We start from the raw sequence: 9062 nt of genomic DNA on the forward strand, positions 1-9062 counted from the left end.
ATCATTCAATCCTTGATAATTGTCCCATGGTTTTTTGGATTATTCGTATTTAATATTTTTATAGTTATGTTTTTTTCTTCCACTGGTTTTATGGCATCTCCTTGATAAACCTCCGCGCCATTATCTATTATTTCTTTTAATTCTTTAAAATTTAGCTTGTCAATGGTCTTGGCATTTGGATCGCGATTTGGGTCAGATGTCATTATTCCATTTACATCTGTCCAATTTTCATAAACTTTTGAATCTAGTGCGTAGGCAATTAGACTTCCCGTGTAGTCGCTGCCTCCTCTCGTAAAAGTTACTATATCTCCATTGTTGTCGCTCCCATAAAATCCCGGCACAACTACTTTTTTATTTTCGCCAATGTGTTTTTTTATTGCCTTTCTCGATTTTTCTATATCTACTTGCCCTTCACTGTCAAAAATTATTATGTCCTTGGCATCTACAAAGTCGTAATTCAAATATTTCGAGAGAAGTTTTGCATTTAAATACTCGCCCCTACTTACTATAAATTCCTTGTCCACTGAATTTTTTATTTCCTCAAATACAAATTGTAATTCATCCTTCCAAAATTCTTCAAGTTTTAAATCTTCTGCAATAGACAAAAATCTATTTTTTATTTTTTTAAGCTGAGTATCTCTATAAACAATTTGTACGCTTAGTTCTTCTTCCAAAGATTTTATAATCTTATCGAGTTCATCTATTTTTAAGTTTTTATCTGACAGTGAAATTAATTCGTCTGTAATTTTTGTATCCTTTGAAAATCTTCTTCCAGGAGCGGAAACTACTATTACATCTCTGTCTTCCTTGGAAAAAATTATTTTTTTTACCTTTGCAAACTGACCTGCATCCTTTAGAGAACTCCCGCCAAATTTAGAAACAGATTTCCCCTCAATTGTCTCAATGGCAAAAGGTGTTTCTTGGTATACGCAGTAGTTGAGCCAGTTGGAGAAAAATAAATTTCCGGCAGATTTCCACCTTATTTTTATTTCTTTTTTTGGATCATCGTCTTCATAATAATTTTGAGGTGGGTTAATTTTTTTGCCCTGTGAAATATCTCTAATGTATTCGTCGTTAAGTGTGTACTTATCGTACTCCCAGTGTCCAAAATTAAATACAAAGCGGTCGTCCTTTGTTGTAACAAGAGAAACTCCCGTATCAGGTCTTGCTGCGATAACTTCTAAATCTGGAAAATCTTCAAAGTCTTCTACGTCCACATAGGTATGTCTTGAAGTTGGAACTAAAAAGGTGTCGTCAAAACCCTTAATTATTTTATTTTCCTTTAACTTGTCAAATTCAAAAACGCCAAAAATTTTCTCCTTTGAAACGTTATGCTCAATATTGTAATAATGATATAGAGCGGCTTGTGCAGACCAACATATAAACATTGTCGAATAGACATTTTCCTTTGCAAATTCAAAAATTGTCTTTAATTCTTCCCAATATTTTATTTTTTCATAGGCAATAGTTTCAATGGGAGCGCCAGTTATTATCATTGCGTCATATTTATTGTTTTTTATGTCTTCGTAAGTTTTGTAAAAAGCTTTGAGCCTCTTAATATCGCTATTTGATGGATTGTAGGACTCCATCCTAACAAGGTCAATATTTATTTGAAGGGCTGTGTTTGATAACATCCTCAAAAGTTGAAGCTCTGTTTCTTCTTTTTTGGGCATTAAATTTACAATGGCAATGCTAAGAGGTCTTATGTCTTGCTTACTAGCACAGGAATCTCTCATTGTAAAAATATTTTCTCTTTCTAAAACTTCTTCAACTATTAAATCCTTAGGTATTATTAATGGCATTTTTTATTCCTCTCTTATCTAAAATTTGTACTTGCAAGGAGTATAAAATAAAAAAAGCTCCCGACCTTAAAAGGACGAAAGCTTCGTGTTACCACCTTAATTCTCCCTTATCTCGCGACAAGGAACTCTTCAAGTACTACCATACTCTATCACTATAACGGGCGCACCCGTGCTCACCTAAATATCAGCAAGCCCTCGAGAAAGACCATGTTCACTTCTTTTTCCTCTACTTCTTTCACCAAACGAAGCTCTCTGTAATCAGTCCAAAAAGTTACTCTTCTCTCTGTTGAGTTTAAATTTTATATTATGATAGCATCTAATAATAATTATGTCAAATAATTTTCATTAAAAATTTTTTTGTTTTAATCATAAATTTTACCGCCATAAGTTTCTTTTTAAGCAGCTTGCATTTTTTATTTTCTATTATATTTTTTTGCCGCCCTATTTTTTTAGGCTCAATAAATTTTTTATAAAAGGAATTCATTGTGATGCCCAAATTTTTATAGAACTTAGTCTTTTTAAGTTAAAAGAGAGACTTGAGTTAACGAGTCCCCCAAAATATTTGACGTAGAGCTTTTTTAATATAATAATCCTCCCAGCTTAAATACACCTAATGTAGCAAGTAATACATTCATAAGTACATTTGCAACTGAAAGTAAAAATAATGTTTTAAACATCTTGTTCAGTTCTTCATTCGTTGTTTCTCTTGCTGCTGAATATGAAGACATAATGATAGCACCACCTGTAGAAAGCGGGCTGATCGCTGCTGCAAATGAAGTTGCCGTAATTGCAGAAATAATTTCCGCATAATTGACTCCACCGCCAAAAGTCTTACATACATCTGCGGCAATTGGGAATAATGTCGGCATAACAACTCCTGTTGTTGAACTTACCCATGAAAGAATTCCCGAAGTAGCTGCAAGAATCGGTGTTGCTGTATGTTCGTTCATGAATCCGGTCAGGAAATCAGAAATCATTGTAATTCCACCTAATGTATCAATTACATTAATCAAAACACCTACTCCACATATAAATACCAATGTTCCCCACGGAATGTCTTTGATTGCTTTCTTTTCATCTACTGCTCCAAGAAGAATAAGTACTGCTGCCGCAGCGAAAGCAAATAGTCCGGTATCTAACTTAAATCCGATACAGCATACTACCATTATAATAATCGCAATGATTGTCAGCAACTGATCCCTGTTAAATTTCGGAATTTCTGAGAGCTTCATCGGATTATCTGCTTTTACTTTATATCCTTTGTAGAACACATATATAAAAAGAGTAAAGATAAATCCAGAAAGCAACGTAGTTAAGAACAAATGTAATCCGAATCCACTGTATCCAAGAGGTTCTGAAAGATTTTTTGCCAGAACACCTGTAAGCGAAAGCACAGATGCACTACCTGCATTTGCTCCTAATTTTGCATAAAGCGCTGTTGCCATCGGATTAATATCCATTTCAAAAGCAAGGTACATTGCAAATGTTGTCATCAAAATACCTGCTGCAATATGTCCCGGTCCGATTGCTGAGATAAAAGCTGAAAGGAAGAACATCAGAATTGGAATCAAAACCGTATGTTTTCCTACCAATGCAACAATTCTCTTTGAAAAAAGCTCCAATGTTCCATTGTTAGATGCCATACCAAATAAAAAGGTAACTCCAACCAGTGTTACAAACATGGAGCTGCTGAATCCTGCTGCAATCTCTTTTGCAGACATCCCGCCTATTTTTCCCAAAAAGAACGCAACACCAATTGACAAGAAACCAAGATTTACTTTTTTAATAAATCCAATTGCCACTACAATTACAAGGACAATCAGTGAAATACTAGAAATAGTCATTATTTTATCCTCCATATTTTATTCATTGAAACAATTTCTTACAGTGCCTTCCATAATCAGATTTGCAGTACGGAAACCAAATGTATCCTGAATATCCAGATTTTGTTCGTCCTCCCTATAATCCACGCCACATTCCAGAATTCCTCCTGGATGTCCGATTCGGATAAACTGTTTATCTATATCATCTGCACACACCTGATTTACAATACTTCCTTTTACAACCACTGCTGCTGCAGTACACATTGCGCCGGTCATTGCATAACTTGGATGCGTCTTCTGCATAGACATCATTCTTGAGAGAAGATCAATTTCTTTTTTTTTGATTTCATTTCCATACATGGTTATATAAGTTTCCGGTTCTGCTACAAAAGTCATCTTCGGAATTCCCGGTGTCTCCCATGCCGATTTTGTATAATCATCAATAAGCCCCAACTTAACAGCTGCTATTCCTCTTACTTTTTCCAGAAGCTCCAATTTCTCCGCATCCGCATTCAATTCATCCGGGAGCTCTCTGCCTGTAAGTCCAAGGTCTTTTGCTCTTGCAAACACCAGTGGGTTGGCAGCATCAATGATCGACACCTCTACCGAACCAAATCCAGGTACTTCCAGAACATCAACCACATGTCCGGTCGGCAACAGCCCTTTTCCCAATGTTCCAGACGGATCTACAAATTTCAGACGAATCGGAGAGGCTGTTCCTGGAACTCCAGCAATACTGAAATTCCCATCATATACAACTTTGCCATTCTTGGTTTTTACATCAGCCACAATAATCTTACCTGTATTCGTATTGTATATTCTTACAGATGTTGTTCCTTCCTTTACATCCACCAGACCTTTTTCAATTGCAAATGGCCCGACTCCAGAAGAAATATTTCCACAGTTTCCTTTATAGCTGACAAGTGGTTTATCCACCGAAACCTGTGCAAATGTATAATCCACATCTGCATCTGCTCTTTCTGATTTATTTACAATTGCAACTTTACTTGTAACTGACTGGGAGCCCCCCAGTCCGTCAATCTGTTTTTTATCCGGGCTTCCCATCATTTTCAAAAGTAATGCATCCAATTTTTTACCTTCTTCCGGGAGGTCTCTTTTCAGAAGATATACCCCTTTACTTGTTCCCCCGCGAATGATCATAGCTGGAATTTTTCTATGATTATTTCTCTTTTCCTGATCCATTTGTATTTTCAAAATCCTTTCTATTTTTCTTTTACTTGGCGATTGTAATTGATCAGAGACCCACAGCGGATAATTTCTTTTTCTTCCTCTGTGAGTGGTTCAATTGCCAGCGAAAGCTGACGGATTTCATCTCCAATCACATATGCCTTTATTTCCTTCATATCTGTACCCAGAACCTTTTTGATATTCGGTACGAAAATATAATCATCATCTGCGAAATCTGGCTCTCCATTCAAAACAAACGGAACCATTCCCCAGTTGATCAAATTCGAACGATATCTCTTTGTTGCATATTCAATAGTAATATTTGCACCGCCCAACAATACTCTCTGGCAGGATGCCGCCTGTTCTCTTGCAGAACCATCCCCTGGCTTTACCGCATAAATCGTACTGGAAAGACCAATCATCTGATCATCAATATTTTCATATCCATGAATGGAATGAATTTTTTCAAGAACCCTCTGTATCTCTTCCGGGCATTCTCCGTTTTTCCATTCCTTTTCATAAATCATGACAACCTTGGCTTTTCCCACATACTCTGGTACCCTTCGGCTTAATGTAAACTCAGCAAGCCCCATTGGATTTGAACGGAAAGAGCCTGTCTCTCCTGAAGGAATCAGTTCATCTGTTGTTGTAACTGGATCCGTAATATATGCACACACTTTCAAAAGCATATGTTCATTCAATTTTGGAAGTTCCGGCCAGTCCTTGATATTCGGTCCACATATAAGTTCTTCTTCTGGGTCTCCTTTTTTAAATCCCTGATAAACTCTCTGTTCATATGCAATTGCATCATAAGCATACTCCGGACACTCATATTCATATCCAATTTCATCTGCCGCAATAATTCTTCCACCATTTGCTGCAGTTGCTGCTATTGAACGAGAATCCATAAGTGCCACACTTGCAAGCTGCCCATTTCCCGGTTTTGAGCCTTCCCGGTTCGGGAAGTTTCTTGTCGTATGACGAATAGCAAGTTGTCTATGTGCCGGTGTATCTCCCGCTCCAAAGCATGGACCACAGAAAGCAGTACGGATTGTCACTCCTGATGCAATCAGTTTTTCAATTGCTCTTTTACGAACCAAATCCATCATAACCGCCTGAGAACTTGGATAAACACTTAAATTGAATACATCCTGTCCAGTACCTTTGCCATCCAGCAGATAGGCAGCTTCCATAATATTGGAATAAGTACCGCCGGAACAGCCTGCTATTGTTCCCTGATCTGCATATAACGCTCCATCATGCACCTTTTCCCAAAGATTAAGGTGAAGATCTGGATTCTTAATCAGCTTCTTTGCATCCTCTTCTACTTTATGAAGAATTTCATCCATATTGGCATTCAGTTCCCGGATTTCATATCCATTGGATGGGTGGAAAGGAAGTGCTATCATACTGTGAATCTGTGATAAATCAATATAAATACATCCATCATAATATGCTGTCTCCTGTGGCTCCAACCTCCTATACTCCTCTTCTCTTCCATGTACCTTCAGGAACTCTCTGGTATCTTCATCTGTTCTCCAGATAGAAGACAGGCATGTTGTCTCCGTTGTCATGACGTCAATCCCATTTCTGAAATCAGTGCTCATTGAAGAAACTCCAGGACCTACAAATTCCATTACTTTATTTTTCACATATCCATTTTTGAAAACAGCGGTTACAATCGCAATTGCAATATCCTGCGGACCTATTCCCGGATTTGGTTTTCCATCCAGATATACAGCTACAACTTCCGGATATTTCACATCCCAAGTTTGTTCAAGGATCTGTTTTACAAGCTCTCCACCGCCTTCACCAACCGCCATTGTTCCAAGTGCACCATATCTTGTGTGTGAATCAGAACCAAGAATCATCTTTCCGCCACCTGCCATTGTCTCCCTCATATACTGATGAATAACCCCCATATGCGGCGGCAGAAAAATTCCACCATATTTCTTTGCTGCTGTAAGACCAAACACATGATCATCTTCGTTGATTGTTCCTCCTACTGCACACAAACTGTTATGACAACATGTAAGTACATACGGAAGTGGAAATTTTTCTACCCCTGATGCCCTGGCTGTCTGAATAATTCCAACATAAGTCAGGTCATGACTGGTAATCGCATCAAATTTAATCTTTAAATTTTCGTCGTCTTCTCCGATATTATGTGACTGTAAAATATCATAGGAAATCGTTCCGGTTTTGTACTGTTCTTTTTTATCCTGAAGTTCTTTCCCTGCTTCATTTACAGGAACAATTTTTGTTCCATTTAAAAGAAATACTCCTGAATCGTATAATTTCATGACATCTGTTTCCTTTCATCTGTTTTCATTCTATACAGACTGGCCAGTCTTTTTCTATCTCTTTGATATCTTTAATCGTATTGTATCCCAATAAATACAATATGTATAATTCATAATTTTCATTAATTCCATTCTTTATAACTATAGTGATGTATATTTTATCCAGTACAATGTTGAATAATTTATATATATTTTTAAAATTTTTGATTAAAAAATGCATTTTTCATATTTTTTATGTATTCTTTTTTTTTATACTTTTTATAGTTTTTATTCTATTAATAATTGTATTTGATATAAATATTAAATATAATATGAAATATATCTAAACCTACCATCTAAAAAGGAGATTTTTATGGATTTTCGTGAGTTAAATTATGTACTTGCTATACATAAATACCAGAATATAACAAGAGCTGCTAACTCTCTATATGTTAGCCAGCCAACCTTAAGTAAATTTTTAATAAATCTTGAAAATACGCTCGGACAAAAATTGTTCCGAAAACTTGGAAATAAATATGTTCTCACCTATGCCGGTGAACAGTATGTGAAAACTGCAAAAGAGATTCTGATTTTGAAATCCAATCTTGATATCCAACTTGCAGATATTATGAAACGCGATGTTGGGGTTCTTAATATTGCCTTTCCACGCATGCGTTGCATCTATATGCTCCCAGTGACACTTCCGCGTTTCCAACAGGAGCACCCAAACATTAAAGTAAATGTTTTCGAAGGAAGCTCCGATGAAAATGACAAGAGGCTCCTGGATGGAAAAGCAGAGATTGCATTTTACAGTAGACCCGACACACCAAATCCCAAAATTGATTATGAAACTTTGAATAAAGAAGAACTTCTGATCTGTTTATGTAAGAATCATCCTCTTGGCCGTTATGCACAACCCAATCCTTCCAGCCGTTATCCGCGTCTGGATCCAATGCTTTTACAAAATGAACTGATTCTCCAAATGATGCCTGAGCATCGGACAAGACAGCTCACAGACCGTTATTTTACAAGTATAGGGTTAAAATTTAAAAACATCATGACAACCAGCAGTCTTCCGGCCATCATGGAACTGGTTTCTGTCGGTTATGGTGCTGCCTTCATTTTTGAAACACATCTCATGCACTATACTTTTACACAGCCAATTGACTGCTATAGTTTTGGTGAGCCCAAAACCGTCTCTGATTTTGTTGTTGCACACCGACACGGAGGATACCTGCCTTCCTATGCACACGACTTCATCCGAATTGCAAAAGATCTGTTTGATACCTCCAATGCCAGTGGATTTACTTCTTTGGAATAGTTAAACCAAATAATTTACAAAAAGCATATGGTATTCCAAAAAGTATTTGTCGTTTCCATTTAAATTTTTAGCATGTAAGAGTCTACTTACAAAACCTGCTTATAGTCTAACTTCTGAACGAGCTAAGGAAGTTTCTTTAATGCTTGATTTTAGTAATGATTTAAAATTAACATATAGGTTAAAGGAACGGTTTTACCAATATGTTCTTACTCAACCCAATAGAGTTAGAGCCACTAAATCTTTAAGAGAATGGATAAAAAGGGCTGAGGAATCTAATTTAAAAGAATTTAAATCTTGTATAACTGCTTTTAATAACTGGTTTGATGAAATATGTTATTCTTTTGACTATCCTTGGTCTAATGGTCCACTTGAAGACACACATACTAAGATAAAGACTTTAAAGAGAAATTGTTTTGGTATGATAATTTGTAAAATGTCAATTTGTTTAGAAAAAGAATTATGTTTGCTTGTAAGTAGTGATAGGAAAACGAGAAAATTTGCAAAACCCCTAGGGGTTTGTTTGCTATGCTTATTTTTAATAGTTTTCTTGTTATTTTAGTATTTAAGCTTTATTAACGTCTATGCATTCATTTTTACATAAAAACCTGCTAACAAAAGTCAAGCCTAAACTGAAATTAATTTCAGC

Annotated in this window: 6 protein-coding genes and 1 other annotated feature; of the genes, 2 read left to right on the plus strand and 4 right to left on the minus strand. The window is 36.3% G+C overall.

Going from position 1 to position 9062, the window contains the following annotated elements:
- Nucleotides 1-5: 5 nt before the first annotated feature.
- From ACQRC6_RS09365 to ACQRC6_RS09380, 4 genes are all read right to left on the minus strand, one after another.
- A complete protein-coding gene (locus ACQRC6_RS09365) occupies nt 6-1802 on the minus strand; it encodes a homoserine O-acetyltransferase/O-succinyltransferase family protein (protein ID WP_427848682.1) in 1797 nt (598 codons plus the stop codon).
- A 67-nt stretch (nt 1803-1869) separates the two neighbouring features.
- Nucleotides 1870-2098, minus strand: a binding site (T-box leader).
- A gap of 282 nt (nt 2099-2380) precedes the next feature.
- Entirely contained in the window at nt 2381-3646 is a 1266-nt protein-coding gene (locus ACQRC6_RS09370) for an SLC13 family permease (RefSeq protein ID WP_427848683.1), read from the minus strand.
- 18 nt (nt 3647-3664) lie between these two features.
- Nucleotides 3665-4828, minus strand: a complete 1164-nt coding sequence (locus tag ACQRC6_RS09375; protein ID WP_427848684.1) for a 2-methylaconitate cis-trans isomerase PrpF family protein — start codon at nt 4826-4828, stop codon at nt 3665-3667.
- Between the two features lie 20 nt (nt 4829-4848).
- Entirely contained in the window at nt 4849-7116 is a 2268-nt protein-coding gene (locus ACQRC6_RS09380; RefSeq protein ID WP_427848685.1) for a hydratase, read from the minus strand.
- Between the two features lie 352 nt (nt 7117-7468).
- Between ACQRC6_RS09380 and ACQRC6_RS09385 the strand changes: the two genes are divergently transcribed.
- Complete coding sequence (locus ACQRC6_RS09385) at nt 7469-8416, plus strand: LysR family transcriptional regulator (RefSeq protein ID WP_427848686.1); 948 nt, start codon at nt 7469-7471, stop codon at nt 8414-8416.
- A gap of 46 nt (nt 8417-8462) precedes the next feature.
- Nucleotides 8463-8975: a transposase gene (locus ACQRC6_RS09390; protein WP_427848687.1), complete on the plus strand. Its 513-nt coding sequence runs from the start codon at nt 8463-8465 to the stop codon at nt 8973-8975.
- The last annotated feature ends 87 nt before the right edge of the window (nt 8976-9062 follow it).

The sequence above is a fragment of the Peptoniphilus sp. SGI.035 genome, assembly GCF_050315115.1.
Lineage (GTDB): Bacteria > Bacillota > Clostridia > Tissierellales > Peptoniphilaceae > Peptoniphilus_A.

Bases quoted from the DNA above. Each gene is read 5' to 3' on its own strand.
- ACQRC6_RS09375 (WP_427848684.1), bottom strand. From the start codon at position 4,828: ATGGATCAGGAAAAGAGAAATAATCATAGAAAAATTCCAGCTATGATC.
- ACQRC6_RS09370 (WP_427848683.1), bottom strand. From the start codon at position 3,646: ATGACTATTTCTAGTATTTCACTGATTGTCCTTGTAATTGTAGTGGCA.
- ACQRC6_RS09365 (WP_427848682.1), bottom strand. From the start codon at position 1,802: ATGCCATTAATAATACCTAAGGATTTAATAGTTGAAGAAGTTTTAGAA.
- ACQRC6_RS09385 (WP_427848686.1), top strand. From the start codon at position 7,469: ATGGATTTTCGTGAGTTAAATTATGTACTTGCTATACATAAATACCAG.
- ACQRC6_RS09380 (WP_427848685.1), bottom strand. From the start codon at position 7,116: ATGAAATTATACGATTCAGGAGTATTTCTTTTAAATGGAACAAAAATT.